The sequence below is a fragment of the Staphylococcus sp. Marseille-Q5304 genome (assembly GCF_943737015.1).
Lineage (GTDB): Bacteria > Bacillota > Bacilli > Staphylococcales > Staphylococcaceae > Staphylococcus > Staphylococcus hsinchuensis.
Genome location: NZ_CALSFP010000001.1, coordinates 2119225 through 2138608 on the forward strand (window position 1 = coordinate 2119225; position 19384 = coordinate 2138608).

The 19384-nt window shown below is 31.4% G+C and carries 20 protein-coding genes; 9 read left to right on the forward strand and 11 right to left on the reverse strand.

The annotated features are described in order from the left end of the window. Positions 1-31 precede the first annotated feature (31 nt). The 5 genes from cch1 to NGI30_RS10550 form a co-directional block, all read right to left on the reverse strand. Positions 32-1825 carry a cassette chromosome replicative helicase gene (gene cch1, locus NGI30_RS10530; RefSeq protein WP_502960382.1) on the reverse strand — a complete coding sequence of 598 codons (1794 nt, stop codon included), beginning with the start codon at positions 1823-1825 and terminating at the stop codon, positions 32-34. Beyond that, entirely contained in the window at positions 1825-2115 is a 291-nt protein-coding gene (gene ssb / locus NGI30_RS10535; RefSeq protein ID WP_251943796.1) for a cassette chromosome ssDNA-binding protein, read from the reverse strand. The genes cch1 and ssb overlap by 1 nt, the downstream gene beginning before the upstream one ends. A gap of 179 nt (positions 2116-2294) precedes the next feature. Continuing rightward, entirely contained in the window at positions 2295-3284 is a 990-nt protein-coding gene (locus NGI30_RS10540; RefSeq protein WP_251943799.1) for a hypothetical protein, read from the reverse strand. 234 nt (positions 3285-3518) lie between these two features. Then, positions 3519-4847, reverse strand: a complete 1329-nt coding sequence (cstB, locus tag NGI30_RS10545) for a persulfide dioxygenase-sulfurtransferase CstB (protein ID WP_070678292.1) — start codon at positions 4845-4847, stop codon at positions 3519-3521. Between the two features lie 18 nt (positions 4848-4865). Further along, positions 4866-5933 (reverse strand): DsrE/DsrF/DrsH-like family protein, encoded by a 1068-nt coding sequence (locus NGI30_RS10550; protein WP_251943802.1) that lies wholly within the window; start codon positions 5931-5933, stop codon positions 4866-4868. Positions 5934-6071: 138 nt separating this feature from the next. On the opposite strand from NGI30_RS10550, the gene cstR reads away from it, so the two are divergent. Further along, on the forward strand, positions 6072-6332 hold the full coding sequence (gene cstR, locus NGI30_RS10555; protein ID WP_000456194.1) for a persulfide-sensing transcriptional repressor CstR: 261 nt from the start codon (positions 6072-6074) through the stop codon (positions 6330-6332). Continuing rightward, positions 6329-7087 (forward strand): sulfite exporter TauE/SafE family protein, encoded by a 759-nt coding sequence (locus tag NGI30_RS10560; protein ID WP_037537707.1) that lies wholly within the window; start codon positions 6329-6331, stop codon positions 7085-7087. Before cstR ends, NGI30_RS10560 begins: the two co-directional genes overlap by 4 nt. A 61-nt stretch (positions 7088-7148) precedes the next feature. Here NGI30_RS10560 and arsC read toward each other — a convergent pair whose 3' ends face one another. The 6 genes from arsC to arsD are packed head-to-tail and all read right to left on the reverse strand — an operon-like array spanning position 7149 to position 12883. Next, entirely contained in the window at positions 7149-7544 is a 396-nt protein-coding gene (gene arsC, locus NGI30_RS10565; protein ID WP_037537704.1) for an arsenate reductase (thioredoxin), read from the reverse strand. A 16-nt stretch (positions 7545-7560) separates the two neighbouring features. Then, complete coding sequence (gene arsB, locus NGI30_RS10570) at positions 7561-8850, reverse strand: arsenite efflux transporter membrane subunit ArsB (RefSeq protein ID WP_037537701.1); 1290 nt, start codon at positions 8848-8850, stop codon at positions 7561-7563. 2 nt (positions 8851-8852) lie between these two features. Then, a complete protein-coding gene (locus tag NGI30_RS10575) occupies positions 8853-9167 on the reverse strand; it encodes an ArsR/SmtB family transcription factor (RefSeq protein WP_037537698.1) in 315 nt (104 codons plus the stop codon). Further along, entirely contained in the window at positions 9164-10828 is a 1665-nt protein-coding gene (locus NGI30_RS10580; RefSeq protein ID WP_251943805.1) for an FAD-dependent oxidoreductase, read from the reverse strand. Before NGI30_RS10580 ends, NGI30_RS10575 begins: the two co-directional genes overlap by 4 nt. Further along, the gene (gene arsA, locus NGI30_RS10585) at positions 10825-12555 is read right to left on the reverse strand and encodes an arsenical pump-driving ATPase (RefSeq protein WP_037537694.1); all 1731 of its coding nucleotides are present in this window, start codon (positions 12553-12555) and stop codon (positions 10825-10827) included. Before arsA ends, NGI30_RS10580 begins: the two co-directional genes overlap by 4 nt. Next, positions 12536-12883 (reverse strand): arsenite efflux transporter metallochaperone ArsD, encoded by a 348-nt coding sequence (arsD, locus tag NGI30_RS10590; RefSeq protein WP_037537692.1) that lies wholly within the window; start codon positions 12881-12883, stop codon positions 12536-12538. Before arsD ends, arsA begins: the two co-directional genes overlap by 20 nt. Before the next feature lie 282 nt (positions 12884-13165). Between arsD and NGI30_RS10595 the strand changes: the two genes are divergently transcribed. From NGI30_RS10595 to NGI30_RS10620, 7 genes are all read left to right on the forward strand, one after another. Beyond that, a complete protein-coding gene (locus NGI30_RS10595) occupies positions 13166-13360 on the forward strand; it encodes a hypothetical protein (protein WP_002441924.1) in 195 nt (64 codons plus the stop codon). 45 nt (positions 13361-13405) lie between these two features. Beyond that, the gene (locus NGI30_RS10600) at positions 13406-13726 is read left to right on the forward strand and encodes an ArsR/SmtB family transcription factor (RefSeq protein WP_037537686.1); all 321 of its coding nucleotides are present in this window, start codon (positions 13406-13408) and stop codon (positions 13724-13726) included. 88 nt (positions 13727-13814) lie between these two features. Continuing rightward, entirely contained in the window at positions 13815-14699 is an 885-nt protein-coding gene (locus NGI30_RS10605; protein ID WP_251943807.1) for a permease, read from the forward strand. A gap of 13 nt (positions 14700-14712) precedes the next feature. Continuing rightward, positions 14713-14841 (forward strand): hypothetical protein, encoded by a 129-nt coding sequence (locus NGI30_RS11420; RefSeq protein WP_095327645.1) that lies wholly within the window; start codon positions 14713-14715, stop codon positions 14839-14841. Between the two features lie 342 nt (positions 14842-15183). After that, positions 15184-17244 (forward strand): heavy metal translocating P-type ATPase, encoded by a 2061-nt coding sequence (locus tag NGI30_RS10610; protein WP_251943809.1) that lies wholly within the window; start codon positions 15184-15186, stop codon positions 17242-17244. A gap of 17 nt (positions 17245-17261) precedes the next feature. Next, positions 17262-18692 carry a multicopper oxidase family protein gene (locus NGI30_RS10615; protein WP_053031306.1) on the forward strand — a complete coding sequence of 477 codons (1431 nt, stop codon included), beginning with the start codon at positions 17262-17264 and terminating at the stop codon, positions 18690-18692. 19 nt (positions 18693-18711) lie between these two features. After that, complete coding sequence (locus tag NGI30_RS10620; RefSeq protein ID WP_053031304.1) at positions 18712-19257, forward strand: DUF1541 domain-containing protein; 546 nt, start codon at positions 18712-18714, stop codon at positions 19255-19257. The last annotated feature ends 127 nt before the right edge of the window (positions 19258-19384 follow it).

Here is a 19384-nt window from a genome sequence, read left to right on the forward strand (position 1 = left end):
ATAGAGCGTTGTAGCGGTATAATATTCAAATTTATAGTTCTGAATCGTCATTTGCTTCTTTTTCTTTCGCTTGTTTAATAAAATTATTAAGCAAATCTGGATTTGTATTATTATCAAATTTCGGTGGTGTGAAAGTTTCTGTATTGGAACTTAAGCCAAAAATAGGGGCAAGTTCTTTATCCAATTTAAGATGATAGAATACTATAGTTTTTGATTTGCCCGTTGCATCTTTGATGCTACGTTTAGTTGTTTTACGGTTACGATCAGATTGAATATGTCCCTTATCTCGCAGTGAATTGACGACGTTCTGTACGTCTTGATATTGGTTTTCTTCTAACATGCGTTTAAAAACATCTTTCAGTATTTTGACTTGAATATGATCATCTTTCAGTTCAATAAGCCCGTAATTTTCGATCATATTTGAGAGTTTATTGTCTTCCGAGAATTTTCCTCTATTCTGTGCCACAAATTGGGTGATAGTTTCGAGAGCTTTGGAAGACAGATCTCGTTCACTAACAGAATCTAAATGATAGTTAATGAGGTAGTCTCTAACTGCATCCAAATTGATAGGTGTCGCGATTACACGTTCTAATATTAGTGCTGAAGTCGTAATGGTGGCGTAGCGCTTGAACATGCGGATACCTGTATTGCTCGTTTCATTTTCTAGTTGCGTTTTGAACCATTGATGCTCAGTTCGGAACCATTGAATGACTTCTGCTTCACGATTAAGTAGGTACTCGGCGACTAATGGCATCACATGACCGTAATTAGCTGATGTTGCCTTTTTAATGGCATCAGCATTTTCAGCGCTTGTCGTAAAGGCTTCAGATATTTCGATTGTACGTACATTCAAACCGTCATTACGTGCAGATTTATTGAAAATACTAAATTCTGATGTGCTGATGATTGACGTACTTGATTGTTTGATAGGTTTAATATCTCCATGAATATTTGCACGTTGACGACCTTGCCCTTCAGATAGACTATACAAAATCTCAGTGAATTGACCCAATCTAGAAATAGAAAGTTCGTCTAAGACGATAGGCACGCCATAATTATTATTTATATAAGCTTCTAAGGCATTAGGTGTACCGTTCCAAGATCGGAACAAAGTTTTGCTTCCCTTATTAGGGTTACCACATATAGAGACGGCTAGAGTAGCAGCTGAAGTCTTACCTGAAGAGGATTGACCTCGGAAACTATAGATGGTACCGGAAAACTCAATTTCATGTAAGTTTTTAAGGTAGGCTGTGACTAATGATGAAACGCCAAAAATCACTGCGAGCTCCAGTAACAAGTTCCCTTTTACTTCATCAAGATACATTTGCCACCAGTTCCTAAAAGTACCTTTAGGTTGCAAATCATATTGTGTGTTGCATAGGATATCTTCATTTAAAGAATGCTGTACTTTTTTAGATAAATAAGGTTCATCCAACGATATGATAGGGTAATTCTCAGTGCTAATCACACCAACACCTTGATACATTGGCGATATAGGTGTTTGAGTTCGCATTTGTTGAAGAATGAATCCCAAATCGCGGGTAAATTTTTCATTAACATTGAATCCGAATTTGATGATGGTAGGAAGCTTTTGTGATGATAAAATATCAGCCTCTTCAATTAATTCGGTATTATTAAAATCTGATAAAATAATTTTTTCAACTTTAGTCTCGGGATCTATGAATCTTGCTGTTATAACAATGGGGCTTGATATGAAAACTTTTTTATCCTCATCTTCGTTTTTCTTGGCAGGGATAATTAAAAACCAACCGACCATTGTCAAAATCGCATTCCCAAGTTTGAAAGGTAAGTTTGAAGGGTTCATTAGAACCCACCTCCTTTCCAGTTACTTTTGTGACGCATTGGATTTGGTCCTGTTTTACGATACACTAAGTTCCTGTTGCTATTCTTACCAATAATGACAAATGGGACATTTGGCATGTTCTTTATAAAGTATGAAAACCAGCGACCAACATCTTGTTGTAATTCAGTTGAACATGTCTCAGTTTTTATTTTTAAGTCATGAAATGTAAATGTAGGGTCTTCAGATAGACTGAAAGCAACACCTAAACGTCTTCTTTTAACTTCGTTAAACTCTTCACCTTTGTACTGCATAATTATTTACCTCCAAATGTATTAATTTGTGTATCGGCCGAATACATATATAACTATATAGGTAATAGTGTGAAGAGTAAGTCTGTAAAATAGACTTGAAAATTCCATACAAAAATTTTCGTGTAATATATTGACAAAAAAAGTGCCGATTTTCATCGGCACTTCTTTAATAATGATAACTATTTCGTTGTTATAAAAAAATATTCAGATTGATTATCTTCATCTTTATCAATATCTTTCTTATAATGATAATTTAAAGCTTTTTTTAATTCAGCAATAAGTTTATTGCGATTTTCTTTGGTGTACTTTGGTGTATCCACTAACTCACTTTGACTTAATAATCTAATGACTAGGGCTTTAGGGGCAGATGCTTTAGTTTCTTTGTTAGTTAAATATTTCGCAAGATTTACGTCAATTTGAACGCGGCGTTCTTGTTCTAAATAGTCACTATAGCTATAAGATTGAGATGCAGCTAATCTTACATTAACTTCATCCTTGAGTTCATCTAATTCATCCATATAGTAATTAATTATATCTATTTTTTGAGCACTGCTAACATTTGGAGCTGTTATTATATCGATAACCTTAGATTTTATACCAACTTCGATATTTGAATCGATTAAGAAATATAAATGGTAATTTGTCATAGCAGTTTTATAATCAATAGGATTAGTAATTTCATTTTTTATAAAATAATATAAGTTATCATTAATTTTATTTGTAGATTCTATATCTTTTTTATTAACGCCATTTTTTAAAAAATGGATATAATCAGAGTTATTCGACAATATATCATGTATAACAAATTTACTATCACATTTAAATGCATAGGATTTTCCAATTTTAAAATTTTCAGAATCAATACCAAGTGCAAGGCAAAACTTTTTGAAATTTGCTGAAAAGTTAGTTTTAGTTGGCACAAATAAATCATGATCTTCCCATTTTTTTTGCTTATTTTCTTCATTTGTATTACTGCATCCATCAAGAAGATATAATTCATATTTAACTATGTCAGTTAAAATCATTGGATATTTTACCTTGTTACGAGTGTTGCGATTATTATTTAATTCCTCATAAGATTTACTTGCTTGACTCATCACTTCTTTTACTTCCTTTGTATCCATATTTTCAATTATTGATTGTAACTCATGTCCCCAATTGCTATACATCAAATCACTCATTTCTAATTTTTAAATAATTATATCTTAAGAATTGTGAATATATAGAGAGAACATAGGTTCTTGATTTGTTATAATTATTTGTATTAAGTAATTTCGTTATAAAGTGGATTGAACAATAGAAATTAAAAGAATACATTTATTAATTTACAAAATTTTAAATTTATAAAAAGGGACTATAAGCTATGTCTAACTACTTATAGTCCTTCTTCATTAGTATAAATATTAAGAAAGTTGTATATCTTTATAACCTTCATTTACATTAATAATGTTGTGATAACCTTTGTGTTCTAAAATACCAATAGCTATCGAACTTCTAATGCCAGACTGACAGTGTACATAAATAACATCGTTTTTATTGAAAGGTAAATCTGTTTCTAAAAGTTTGCCGTGTGGTACATGAACCGCTTGAGATAAGTGGCCATTATTCCATTCATTATCATTACGTACATCTAATATATGTGATTCGTTACCTGTAATGTCTTCACTATGAATGGAACGTGTTTGAATCTTAGATTGCGGTAATTGATATCCAGCAATATCATCGTATCCAATGAGTTGTAAGGTGTGCGTTGCTTTTGAAACAAGGTGATAGTCTCCAATCAAGTTAATTTCTTGATCATAGTTTAGATACCAGCCAATTTGATTGATGAAATTTTTATCATATGGAATATTGATTGTACCTTCAATATGTCCACCATGATAAGCCTCCTTACTGCGGAGATCAAAAGTTAATCTGTTTGTATTTGTAGCTGGATAAACCGTATAAGGTTGATATAAATTCATACCGAATTGATTAATTTTTTTCATTTGTGCAAAATGATGTGGTGGTGCAGGTTGGTCAGAAATGAGTTTATCGATAAAGGTAGCTTCGTTATTTTCAGAAAAAGCCCAGTTCGTTTGTTTTTCATAGCCAAGAGTAGATGTTGGAATAGCACCTAAAGATTTACCACAAGGACTACCAGCGCCATGGCCAGGCCAAATTTGAATGTAGTCTGGCAAGTCTTTAATACTTTCAATCGATTTAAACATTTGTTTAGCGCCTATTTCAGATGATCCTTCTACTTTAACCGCTTTTTCTAGTAAATCAGGTCTACCAATATCTCCTACAAAAATAAAATCACCACTGAATAGTCCCATTGGAACTTGTGCTTCAGCACCTTTGTCAGTAAGTAAAAAACTTATACTTTCTGGCGTGTGACCAGGTGTATGAAGCACTTTTAATTTTATATTTCCTACATAAATATCGTCATTATGTTGAACAAAATGAGTGTGGTTAGGCATATTTTTATAACCTAATGTGTCATCACTTTCACCTGATACATAAATATTAGCATTTAACTTTATAGCAACATCTCTAATTCCTGAAGAAAAATCTGCATGTATATGTGTTTCAGCTGCATGAGTAATAGTTAAACCTTCTTCATCAGCAACTCGAATATATGAAGATAAGTCACGAATAGGATCAATAATCATGGCTTCTCCAGTTTTTTGACAACCGATTAAATAAGATGCTTGAGATAAATGTTTATTATAAAATTGTTTAAAAAACATAATATCATTCCTTTCTAATTATATAAATAAATTGTGATTAGCTTGTTCTGTATATCCAATATATGCACCTACGCCACCGTATTCTACATCATCACGTAGTTCTTCTTTTGTAATGCCCATCAAATCCATACTCATTGTACAAGCGATAAGTTTAACACCTTGCTCAACTGCTTGATCAATAAGAGAAGGTAAAGTATCGACATTTTTCTTTTTCATGACATAACGCATCATTAGATTGCCTAAACCAAACATATTCATTTTAGAAATAGGCATGTTAATTGGTGAATGTGGAAGCATGAAGTCAAAAAGTTTTGCAATACCTTTTTTCTTAATACGTTGACTTTGAATTTTTTTAAGTGCATTTAAGCCCCAAAATGTACAAAAGATGGTTACATCTCTACCTGCGGCTTTAGCACCATTAGCAATAATCATTGCTGCAACTGCTTTATCTAGCTCGCCGCTAAATAAAACAATCGTTGTTCCATTTTTCGTGTGTGTCACTTCTATATTTTTATTTTCTTCTTTTTGAATAATAGCGCGAATTTCATTACCAGAATCATTGAGTCTAACAAGTGTATGTCCAGTTTGTTTGACCCAACTTTTAATATCATTTAAAAATCCGTGATCAGTTACAACAACTTCTATTTGGTCACCAATAGCGATGTTTTTGATTTCTTTACTAATATTAACAATAGGTCCTGGACACTGTAGATTACTATAATTGAATGTCTTACGATTATCTTTAATTTCTCTATCTTCTTTTACTTTAGATAAATTATCATTATGATGTTGTTGTTCGTATGCGGTATAACCTCCGTCTAAATTCACCACATCGTATCCGCGTTGTGCAAGAAATTGACTGGCTTTTCTACTTCTATTACCACTTTTACAATAGATATAGTAAGTTTTATTTTTGCTTTGTTTAAAAGTCTCTATATTCTCAACTGAATGTAATAAAGCGTTTTTAATGTGTACTAATTCAAATTCTTCAGGATGTCGAACGTCAATTAATTGACCCTTAGAACTCAATTCTTGTAATTCTTTTTTAGTGAAATCATTAATGTGTTTCGTTTTATATTGTGACATAATTGCCTCCTTTTAAATACCTATGGGGGTATATTATAACGAATTAGATAGTTTGTCAAATACCTATGGGGGTATTTGACAAACTAAAATTTAATCAATATGATGTAAGTATTAAAAATTAATGTGGAGTGAAATATATTGGAATATAATAAAAAAATGATTAATCGTATTCATCGCATACAAGGACAGCTTAATGGAGTCATTAAAATGATGGAGGAAGAAAAAAATTGTAAAGACGTCATCAGTCAATTAAGTGCCTCTAAAAGTTCTATTCAACGTTTAATGGGTATTATCATTAGTGAGAACTTGGTAGAATGCGTCAAAATGTCTGAAGAAAATAGTGAAGATTCTCAGGCACTAATTAATGAAGCAGTTGAATTATTGATAAAAAGTAAATGATAAATATAACAACAATTATAGTAATGTTAGTTATTGGTATCTTAGGAGGATTTATTTCTGGATTAGTCGGTATAGGGGGAGCCATTGTTATTTACCCGGCTCTCTTATTATTACCACCATTATTTGGTTTACCTACTTATAGTGCTTATATTGCTTCAGGATTAACTTCAAGTCAGGTGTTTTTTAGTACATTGAGTGGATCTTTAAACGCATATAAAAGTAAAAATTTTTCTAGAACGCTTATACTTAATATGGGAAGTGGAATGGTAATAGGTAGTATGCTAGGTGCAATCTTAGCGAATTTAATAAATGTTCAGTTTGTTAATACAGTTTATATTATTATTGCATTACTAGCTCTTATTCTAATGTTTATAAAAGTCACACCATCTACTAGTCATATTAAGTTAAATCGTCTACTTTTAATTACAATAGGTGGTATCATCGGTTTGGTATCTGGTATTGTAGGAGCTGGTGGAGCATTTATTATTATTCCAGTACTACTTGTTATATTTAAATTACCAATGAATATGGTGGTTACAAATAGTATTGTAATTGCATTCATTTCTTCTATTGGAGCATTTATTATTAAATTATTACAGGGTTATATTCCTATCAATAGTGCAATACCGTTAATTTTAGGTAGTATACTATTTACGCCTCTAGGTATGAAAATGGGCCAGAAAATACCTGACTATATTCAAAAAACGATAATATGTGTTTTAATCGTCGTTGCAATTATTAAGTTGATTTTTTAAGAACATTATATGAGAGAAAATCTATTAAAAAGCGTCTCAATGATATTGAGACGCTTAAAATTTATCTAGCCTTAAATGAGTCAATGGCTGCTTTGATTTCATCTCTAACACGTTGGAATTCTGACCAAGGTTTGCCAGCAGGATCGTCAAATCCCCAATGTTCTTTCTTTACATTAGACGGCAATACAGGACAGTTTTGATCAGCATCACTACATAGAGTTACTACTAAATCAGATTGGTTTAGTATAGTGTTGTCAATTAAATTAGAAGTATGATTTGAGATATCAATTCCAACTTCTTTCATCGCTTCGATTGCTTTCGGATTGACACCGTGTGCCTCAATACCGCCAGAATATACTTGCCATTCATCACCTAAGATGTTCTTAGCCCAACCTTCAGCCATTTGGCTACGGCATGAATTACCTGTACATATAAAGTAAATTATTTTCTTTGTCATCATTGACACCTCTTTTTTAAAATATAATAAGTGTAACGTATAAACCAACTAATGTGATAAACAGAACAGGAATCGTAATAACAATACCTGTTTTAAAATATGTGCCCCATGAAATTTTTACTCCCTTTTGTGTTAAAACGTGCAACCATAGTAGTGTTGCCAAGGAGCCGATAGGTGTGATTTTAGGTCCTAAATCTGAACCGATGATATTGGCATAAATCATGCCTTCTTTAATTAAACCGGTAGTTGCAGACTGTCCAATAGCAATTGCATCAATTAATACGGTAGGCATATTATTCATAATGGATGAAAGGAATGCGGATATAAAGCCCATACCTATAACACTGCTAAACAATCCATAGTTTGATATACTTGATAGAATATTAGCTAATAATGCAGTAATACCCACGTTTTTCAGACCAAATACAACTAAATACATTCCTATAGAAAAGAGCACAATATTCCAAGGTGCGCCTTTAATCACTTGTTTCGTGCTTACAACGCTTGATTGATAGGCCAATACAGTAAATATAAACGCAATTGAACAAGCAATTATCGATACCGGAATTTGAATAAATTCACTAACTATATAACCAATGAATAAGATTGATAAAACAATCCATGAAAACTTGAATAATTTTGGATCTTTAATGGCTTGATCAGGTGTTTTAAGGTTTTTAATTTCAAAATGGTTAGGAATAACTTTTCTGAAATATAGCCATAATACAACAATACTTGCAAGTAAAGAGAATAGATTTGGAATCATCATGCGACTTACATATTCAATAAATCCAATATGGAAGTAGTCAGCAGAAACGATATTAACCAAATTACTTACAATTAATGGAAGAGACGTAGTATCTGCAATGAATCCACTTGCAATGATAAAAGGAAAAATGACTTTTTGATTAAACCCAAGATTTCTGACCATAGCCAGCACGATTGGAGTGAGAATTAATGCAGCTCCATCGTTCGCAAAGAAAGCTGCTACAATAGCGCCTAACAACATAATGTAGACAAACATCTTAAACCCATGACCATTTGAAGCTCTGACCATATGTATAGCCGCCCATTCGAAAAATCCAATTTCATCTAAAATTAATGAAATGAGTATAACAGCGACAAAGGTTAACGTTGCATTCCAAACAATCCCTGTAACTTCTAGTACGTCTGAAAAGCTAACAACACCTGTAATGATAGCAATAACAGCACCGATTAAAGCTGTAACACCAATATCCAAACCTTTAGGTTGCCATATGACAAAAATTAACGTTAATATAAAAATAGTGATTGCTAATATCGTCATTGTTAACACTCACCTTTCTCTACAGTTTCACATATACATGGGACAGTACTGGAACTCAATAGAGTGAGTCGTGATGTAATGTCATCTAATACTTCATGATTCAATTTATATAAATTTTTATTACCATCCTTTCTAGATGTAATTAAATTATTGTCTTTTAATACTTTCATATGATGACTTAATGTGGGTTGAGAAAAAGAAAAATGCTCTAATAAATCACAAGCGCATAATTCACCACAAGATAACAAATCTAATATTTCAAGACGGCTACTATCAGCAATCACTTTTAAGTATTGTGAAATTTCTTTATAATTCAATTTTTCTTCTTCCTTTCTACTTGGAACCTTTTATAACGTTGATAATTTTTATTACCACCTGACAAATTAAACACTTGTTTAAAACCTAAATTAATGAGTACGTTTTGTGCAGCATTCCCAGTAGTACCTTTATTACAATAAGTCACTATCTTTTGATTTTTATCTAATGTTTTTGCATAACTTCTCAACATTTTCAATGGGACGTTAATCGCTCCATCAACATGATTAACTTCAAATTGCTTTGGAGAACGTACATCTAAAATCAATAAATCATTATTTTGTTTTATGACTTCTTCAGGCGTTATAATTTTGCGTCCTCGAGTAATATTGTGTCCAATCATCCCTGTATAAATAACAGGATCTTTAGTTGTAGAAAAAGGAGGCGCATATGCTAAATCTAAATGAAATAAATCTTCTGCATTGGCACCAAACGTTATAGCAGTAGCTAGTACATCTATTCTCTTATCTACACCTTCATACCCAACAATTTGGGCACCCAGTAATTTAGAATTGTTTTTATCAAATATAGTTTTAATTACCATTTCTTGGCCTTGCATATATTCTGGACGATTCGGTTTCACATTGTGTAATACGTCAATATCAATATCTAAATCAATAGCTTCTTTTTCAGTTAAGCCTGTTTGGGCAATTGTCATATCAAATACACGAACAATGCCTGTTCCTAAAATCCCTTTATGTTCTAGATTTCCACCAGTTAATCGATCTCCTAAAATACGGCCCATTTTATTTGCTGTAGAACCTAGCGGTCTATATATAGGGTTACCGGTAATTAAATTATAACTTTCTGCTGCATCACCAATTGCATATATATGAGGAATATTTGTTTCCAAATACTTATTGGTTTGTATTGCTCCAGATTCTCCAATATTAATACCAATTTCTTTAGCTAATTTAGTATTTGGTATGACACCAATCCCAATAATGATTAAGTCTGTATCAATTAATTCGCCAGTTTTTAAGCTGACTCTATTTATCGTATGATTCGCATCATAATCAATAATGTCAATTTCATTATAGACATATACGTTAGCTTTATCTTCAATATATTCTTGAATCATAAAACTCATATCGTCGTCTAAATGAGGCATAAAAGTGTTACGTTGAACAATTGAAGTGTTGTAATTAGATAATTGTTCTAACATCTCTAAACCAATAAATCCACCGCCAACGATTGTTATATTCTGAACATCATGGTCATTAATATAATTATAAATTGCTTTCGCATCATTAATATTCTTAACTTTAAACACATTGTTATAGTCTTCGCTATCTAATTGAGGAAGTTCTTTAGGTGATGAACCTGTGGCTAATACTAATTCGTCATATTCTTGAATCATCTTTTCATCATTTACTAAATTGGTAACTGTTATTGTTTGATCAGTATCATTTATCTGATTCACTTCATGTTTTGTATAAATATCTATATTAAAGCGCTCTTTAAACCATTTAGCATTTCTTGGCGTGAGTTCATCAATATCAGATACATTACCGCCTATATAGTAGGGGATACCACATACTGAATACGAAATATCACTATCTTTATCAAAAACGATAATTTCCACATCTTCACTATTTCTTCTTGCTTTAGCCGCGACACTTGTACCGGCAGCAACTGAACCAATGATAACAATTTTTTTCAATATTCTAACCCTCCATAAGGTATGACAAAGTAATTATTAAGACTTTCATTTTTAATCTTGTTTATCCAAATCGATTCATCTTCTTTTTTGTTACTAAAAAGGTCATCACGTTGATTTAGCGTAACTAATGATTGATTAACGACCCACCAATTATGTCCTATATTGGCTCTATTTAAATCTTCTACTAAACGTTTAGATTCTAAATAAGGTGTTTTTTCTGCTAGTGTTACGATTATCATCTGTGTTAAATCTTGATTTTGAATTTTAGGTAATAGCGTTTCAACATTACTGGTAGTTTGAGTTGATTTTTTCTTTAATTCTTTATGGTGATTTTCACTAGAATCAAGTAACAACAAGGTATGGCCTGTAGGAGCTGTATCTACAATTACGTAATCCATGTCTTCTTGGTTTTCCATAATGTCACTAAAGGCTTTGAAAAATGCTATTTCTTCTGTACAAGGTGATTTTAAATCTTCCATAATATAATCAATATCGTCTTGTGGTGTATCATCATTCACTGTGGCTAGTACTTCTTTTTTATACTTTTCTAATGCTTGTTCTTCATCAATATAAGCAGTATTTAAATTACTTGTGGTTTCAACATTAATTTCTTTAGTAGGGTCAGTAGTTGCTAAAAGAACACGATATCCTTTATTAGATAACGCTGTAGCTAATTGCGTTGCTACTGTCGTTTTACCAACACCACCTTTTCCCATTGTAAATAAATATTGAACTTTACTATTTTCAATTTCCTCTATTAATTCATTGAATTGCGGATGATCTTCAACAATAAAGTCATCATTTTCAATTAAGTTATCATCATTTAATAGATTAGATAAATTTTCTATACCTTCTTCTTTCTGTTTTTTATATGGAACATAATAAGCATGATTGTTATTTAACCATTCAGTAAAATGATTAATGTTTTTATCTTGTTCTAATTTCATCTGACTCGAAATTAAACCGTAACTTTCTTCTATATAGTTGTTAATGATTACTTTGAATTTAGAAATTGACAGTTGTTGTAATTCTTTTTGCGCTCTTTGAATTTCATATATAGAAGAGTGGTTAGGTCTAGCAATTAACATCATTGTCGTATCTTTTGGATTGCGTAATTTTTCCAATGCTAAGTTATACTTATCTCTATTTTCATCCAATCCTGATAATTGCCCTAGGCAAGAAGCGTCATTACTCGTTGTATTTAAATAATCTGTCCATGCAGAAGGTAATTCAAGCATTCTCAGGGTGTGACCTGTTGGAGCTGTATCAAATATAATGAAATCAAATTCTTGTTCTAAAGTTTTATCGGATAAAAAATTTGTAAATTCATTAAATGCTGCTACTTCAACTGTACATGAACCACTTAACTGTTCTTTCATCTCAGAAAGCACAACTTCTGGTAGAATACCCTCATAAGGTTCTATAGATTGTGCTTTATAATCGTCTGCAGCAACAATCGGGTCAAAATTGGCTATAGAGAGATTAGGTATAGGTTGATATTTAGTTAATTTATTAGATAATTCCATTTGAAATACATCTTGTAAATTACTAGCTGGATCAGTACTTACTAAAGCTACTTTCTTTCCATTCTCTGCTAAGTTTAAAGCAATAAAACTTGATATCGTCGTTTTGCCTACGCCACCTTTACCAGTAAAAAACAAATATTTTGTTAACTCAATGTTATCTAGATTCAATTTATTTAAGTATTTAACAGCATCCATCTCCATCACAGCATCCTCCATTTCTCATTTGATTAACTGTAATAATTTCATCGGCTTCTTCTTGGGTAATATAAGCGCCCGTTTTAGCTATATTTCCTTCTATAAAAGTGATTGGTAAAACTTCATTACCTTTGTCTTGAATTAAACGAATAACTTCTTTATTTTTAATAAATTCATTCGGATTACTGTTCATATTATAACGTTGAACTTCTATTTGATTTTGTTTTAAATATTCATTGATTTGGTTTGTCTTTATTAGTGTTTCATCCGGTTCTGGACCACATACACCAGTAGAACAGCACATAGCTTCTTCGTATATTTCAATATTTAACATTATACTCACCTCATTAATTAATTTTCGATTATAGACTAACATCTATATAGATTGATGTCTATGTTTTTATTTGAGTTTTAAAAATTTTACTAAATTTAATTCTTAATAATACAATTTATGAAAAAATTATTTTAATATTTCTGTGAGCAATGCCTAAGTTTATGAAAGAATTATAGTTTTTTTCTTGCGATAATATGTATAATGATTTATATTTAATATATCAAAAAAAATTGATGTATTGAATGATATAAAACTGCTTTGATAAAAAGGAGGTGTGCTTGATTGCGAGTAAACCATGCAAGTACTTTAACTGTTGGTTACTTTGTAAGTTATTTAAATCTTGTTATGCTATCAAGAGAAATCAATTTAAAAGAAGCTACAATATATATGGAGAAGGAGTTCTTTAAAGGTAATATTAATCAGTATGGCGAATCAACAAAAAATAACTATAAACAAGCAATTCAAGAATTGAAATAAAGATAATATAAACTCAATGAAATATTATAAAAAGGATGGTCTTTTATGGAAGTTATTAAAGCAAAGACTGATATGAGTGAAGATCAACAATTTGACTTTTATGAACAGATGTTTAATGCGCTAGCTGATAAAATCAGACTTAAAATTCTACATTCAATACGTCAAAGCGATTCAAAATCTTTATGTGTTTGTGATTTAGAAGAAATTTTAGAGTTAAAGCAATCTAAACTTTCGTATCATTTAAAAAAATTAGTAGATGCTAATATACTGAGTGCTGAAAAGCATGGGACATGGAATTATTACAAAATTAATGAACAACAAATACAGGTAGTTTTGAATGAAGATACTTGTTGTAAGATACTATAAGTGTCTTCTTCTAATACAATATACATCAACTTTTTTTGATTAATAAATCAAAAAAAGTTGATTAAATAAATTCGGAGGCGTTATACTGATGTTAGACTCAATTATAGAATTCATAAAAACATTTTTAATGTTGTTTTTTGAATTATTAATACTATTCATCATCGTGAGCTTTATTGTAAGTTTAATTCAACAAGTAGTTTCGGAAGAAAAAATCAAAAGACTTTTGAGCAAGCCTAATCAAGCAATTAGTTATATGTTGGGGACGGTGTTTGGTGCTATGACCCCATTTTGTTCTTGTTCTACAATTCCTATACTCGCAGGTCTATTAAACTCTAAAGTACCTTTTGGTCCAGCAATGAGTTTCTTAATTGCTTCACCATTAATGAATCCATTAATGGTGTTTATGTTATGGGCTTTATTAGGTTGGAAAGTTGCAGTCGTTTATTTTGTAGTACTAGCTATTTTTAGTATTTTAACTGGTTTAGTATTTTCAAAAATGAATTTAGCTGAAAGTTATAAAGGCGTAAATGTTAAAGGCGATGGATTTTTTGCTAATAAACATGGATCTCGTTTTAAACAAGCATTAAATGATGCGTGGGCATTTTTATATCCAATGCTTCCTTACCTATTGATTGGTGTGTTTATTGGAGCGTTCATATATGGATTTGTACCCGAAACATTTATTACAAAATACGCAAGTGGTGATGGCGTTATATCTGTATTCATTGCATCTGTTATAGGCATTCCAATGTATATTAGACCTGAAACAATGTTACCCATAGCTGAGGCATTAGTATCAAAAGGGATGTCTTTAGGAACAGTAGTTGCGTTGATCATTGGTGGTGCTGGTGCAAGTATTCCGGAAGTTGTATTATTATCGAAATTATTCAAGAAAAAATTTGTAGTCTTATTCGTTATCGCAATTTTAGTTGTGGCTATTGTTACAGGTTTGATAGTGAACATCATTATTTAAAGGGGGTGAGTTAATGGGAATCAAAGATGTATTAAATAAAATGAAACCTCAGGATCAATCATGTTGTTCTGTAAAAATTGAAGAAAAAACAGAGAAGAATGAAAAAGAACAGCAGGATAATAATAATTGTTGTAACAATTAATTTAGAAGTCTGTAAAATATATGCTTATAACAAATAAGCGAACGACAAATTCCAATGTAATAGTATGGAATTTGTCGTTCTTTCGTTTCAGTTAAGGAAAATTTGCTAATGCTAACATTGGTCAGAATGTATTGTCATGCGATAGTTCAGATGAAATCGTTTAATTAAAATCTTGTTTTAAACATCGATGACAAGGTCTATTGTAGGACGTGTAGACATCATTTTCGGAATGATATAAATAAATCCATAAATGGAGATAAATCAAATCTATTTATACCGCGGGGGGGTATGTGTTATAGTATAAGTAACTTTACTATAACATTTTCATCAGGAGGGGTTAATTTGAATAATAATGGTGAAGAGCATAATCATCAAAATCACATGAATCATTCCAATCAAATGCATCATGATAACCATGCCTCACATCATCATAGTGGCCATGCACATCATCATGGAAATTTTAAAGTTAAGTTTTTTGTTTCATTAATTTTTGCAATACCTATCATTCTTTTATCGCCACTGATGGGTGTTAACTTACCTTTTCAATTCACATTTCCAGGTTCTGAATGGGTAGTGTTAATATTAAGTACAATTTTATTCTTTTATGGTGGTAAACCGTTCTTGTCTGGTGGTAAAGATGAAATTGCTACAAAAAAACCAGGTATGATGACCTTAGTTGCCCTAGGTATTTCAGTAGCTTATATTTATAGCTTGTATGCTTTTTATATGAATAACTTTAGTAGTGCAACTGGTCATACAATGGACTTTTTCTGGGAATTAGCAACCTTAATTTTAATTATGCTATTAGGACATTGGATAGAAATGAATGCTGTCGGAAATGCTGGAGATGCTTTAAAGAAAATGGCAGAACTGTTACCTAATAGTGCTATTAAAGTTATGGATAATGGCCAACGCGAAGAAGTTAAAATATCAGACATCATGACTGATGATATCGTCGAAGTAAAAGCCGGAGAAAGCATTCCAACAGATGGTGTTATCGTTCAAGGACAAACATCTATAGATGAATCCCTAGTCACTGGAGAATCTAAAAAAGTACAAAAAAATCAAAATGACAACGTCATCGGGGGTTCTATTAATGGGTCTGGAACAATACAAGTCAAGGTTACAGCTGTGGGAGAAGATGGATATCTTTCTCAAGTTATGGGACTTGTTAATCAAGCACAAAATGATAAATCTAGTGCTGAATTGTTATCTGATAAAGTAGCGGGTTATTTATTCTACTTTGCTGTAATTGTTGGCGTGATTTCTTTTATTGTCTGGATGCTCATTCAAAATGATGTTGATTTTGCACTCGAACGTCTTGTAACTGTGTTAGTCATTGCTTGTCCACATGCTTTAGGATTGGCAATACCTTTAGTCACTGCACGTTCTACTTCAATTGGTGCACATAATGGTTTAATTATTAAAAATAGAGAGTCTGTAGAAATAGCTCAACATATCGATTATGTAATGATGGATAAAACTGGTACTTTAACTGAGGGTAACTTTTCTGTGAATCATTATGAAAGTTTTAAAGAAGGATTAAGCAATGATACTATATTAAGCCTTTTTGCCTCATTAGAAAGTCAATCTAATCACCCATTAGCTATAAGTATTGTTGATTTTGCGAAAAGTAAAAATGTTTCATTTACTAATCCACAAAACGTTAATAATATTCCAGGTGTCGGATTAGAAGGTCTAATTGATGATAAAACATATAAAATAACAAATGTCTCTTATCTTGATAAACATAAACTTAATTATGACAATGACTTGTTTACTAAATTAGCTCAACAAGGTAATTCAATCAGCTATTTAATTGAGGATCAACAAGTCATTGGTATGATTGCTCAAGGAGATCAAATTAAAGAAAGCTCAAAACAAATGGTAGCTGATTTACTGTCAAGAAATATTACACCAGTCATGCTTACAGGTGACAATAACGAATTGGCACACGCTGTCGCAAAAGAATTAGGTATTAGTGATGTCCACGCACAACTCATGCCAGAAGATAAGGAAAGCATTATAAAAGATTATCAAAGTGACGGTAAAAAAGTCATGATGGTTGGAGACGGTATCAACGATGCGCCGAGTCTTATAAGAGCCGATATTGGTATAGCAATTGGTGCAGGCACAGATGTTGCAGTGGATTCAGGTGATATCATACTTGTTAAAAGTAATCCATCAGATATTATTCATTTCTTGACCCTTTCAAATAATACTATGAGAAAAATGGTGCAAAACTTATGGTGGGGTGCTGGATATAACATTGTAGCAGTCCCTCTTGCCGCCGGTCTATTAGCTTTTATTGGTTTAATATTATCACCAGCTATAGGTGCAATACTGATGTCTTTAAGTACAGTCATCGTAGCAATTAATGCTTTTACATTAAAATTAAAATAAAAGGGGAATACAAATCTATGAGTAAAAATATATTTACGATTTTTATTATTTTGTTTTCAATATTACTTATAAGACCTCATAATGTATTGGCAGAAAGTATGCACAATATGAATATGGAAGAAGATAAACAAAAACAAAATGATGAAATGGATATGGAAGGACACGATGAAAGAAAAAAATTAAATTCCTCAAAAGGAATAAATGAAATAATTTTTCCGGAAATTTTAAAATCTGAAAAAGATAAAAATGGATATGAGAATTATACATTAAATGCACAGGAGGGAAAGACAGAATTTTATAAAGATAATTTTTCTGAAACTTTAGGATATAATGGAAATCTGCTCGGACCAACTCTGAAACTTAAAAAAGGTGAAAAAGTAAAAATTAAGTTAGTTAATAATTTAGACGAAAATACGACATTTCATTGGCACGGTCTTGAAATTGATGGAAAAGTAGATGGCGGTCCTTCTCAAGTTATAAAACCAGGTGAAGAAAAAATAATTAAATTTGAAGTCAAACAAGAAGCTGCTACATTATGGTATCATCCTCATCCTTCTCCAAATACTGCTAAACAAGTTTACAATGGACTATCTGGTCTATTATATATAGAGGACGGTAAAAATCATAATTATCCTAATGAGTATGGAAAAAATGATTTACCTATAATCATTCAGGATAAAACGTTTATATCAAAAAAATTAGATTATTCAGAAACAAAAGATATAGATGGTACTCAAGGTGATACAGTAATTGTTAATGGGAAAGTAAATCCTAAATTAACAACAAAAGAAGGAAAAGTTCGTTTAAGACTTTTAAATGGTTCTAACGCTCGAGATTTAAATCTTAAATTAAGTAATAATAAAAGTTTTGAATACATTGCTTCAGATGGGGGATTTTTAGACAAACCTCAGCAGTTAAAAGAGATAAATTTAGCTCCCTCTGAAAGAAAGGAGATAATTGTCGATTTATCTAAATTAAAAAATGGTAAAGTCAACCTTGTCGATAATGATAATACTGTGATTTTACCAATAAATAACAAAGAAAAAAGTGATAATAAGGAAATAACTACCAAAATAGATAAGAGAATAAAACTAGAAGGTATGGATGATAAGGTCACTATTAATGGCAAAAAATTTGATCCTAATAGAATAGATTTAACGCAAAAGAAAGATAAAAAGGAAATTTGGGAAATTGAAAACGTTAAAGACAAAATGGGGGGAATGAAGCACCCATTCCATATTCACGGTACTCAATTTAAAGTTGTTTCAGTAGATGGGAAGGCACCTCCAAAAGATATGAAAGGTAAAAAAGACGTTATATCTTTGGAACCTGGTCAAAAAGCCAAAATCGAAGTTGTTTTTAAAAACACCGGAATATTCATGTTTCATTGTCATATCCTTGAACATGAAGATAGCGGTATGATGGGACAAGTAAAAGTAACAAAATAATAAATAAGGAATTTTAAATATGTATAAAAAATTAGGGTTTATTATATTAGCATCAGGATTAGTATTGTCAGCTTGTTCAGATGGAAAGGAAGAAGATAAAAATACTAAAGATCAAAAACAAGAAGAACATATGGAACACAAAAGTGAAAGTAAAGTTCCAGACGATATGACAAGTACAGATGATAGTAAATTTAAAAAAGGTGACAAAGTTACTATCACAGCAGGACACATGCCAGGTATGAAAAACGCAAAAGCTACTGTTAAAGGCGCTTATGAAACATATGCTTATGTCGTAAGCTATACACCTACCAACGGGGATGAAAAGGTAAGTAATCATAAATGGGTTGTTAATGAAGAGGTTGCCGATGCTCCAGAAAATGGATTTAAGAAAGGTGATACAGTGAAATTAGAAGCTGACCATATGCCTGGAATGAAAGGTGCAGAAGCAAAAATAGATGATGTAAACAAGACAACTGTTTATGTAGTTGATTATAAATCGACTGAAAACGATAAAATGGTAAAAAATCATAAATGGATGACAGGAAATGAACTGGAAGCACGCTAAAAATCTAGTTCTAAATTGAGAAATAAATAAATATAAAAAATATTCTTCTTAATCAATAATTTAAATAACTTATTATTGTTAAGGAGAATATTTTTTTAGTGTGTAAATTAAAAAGAATTTTAGAAGA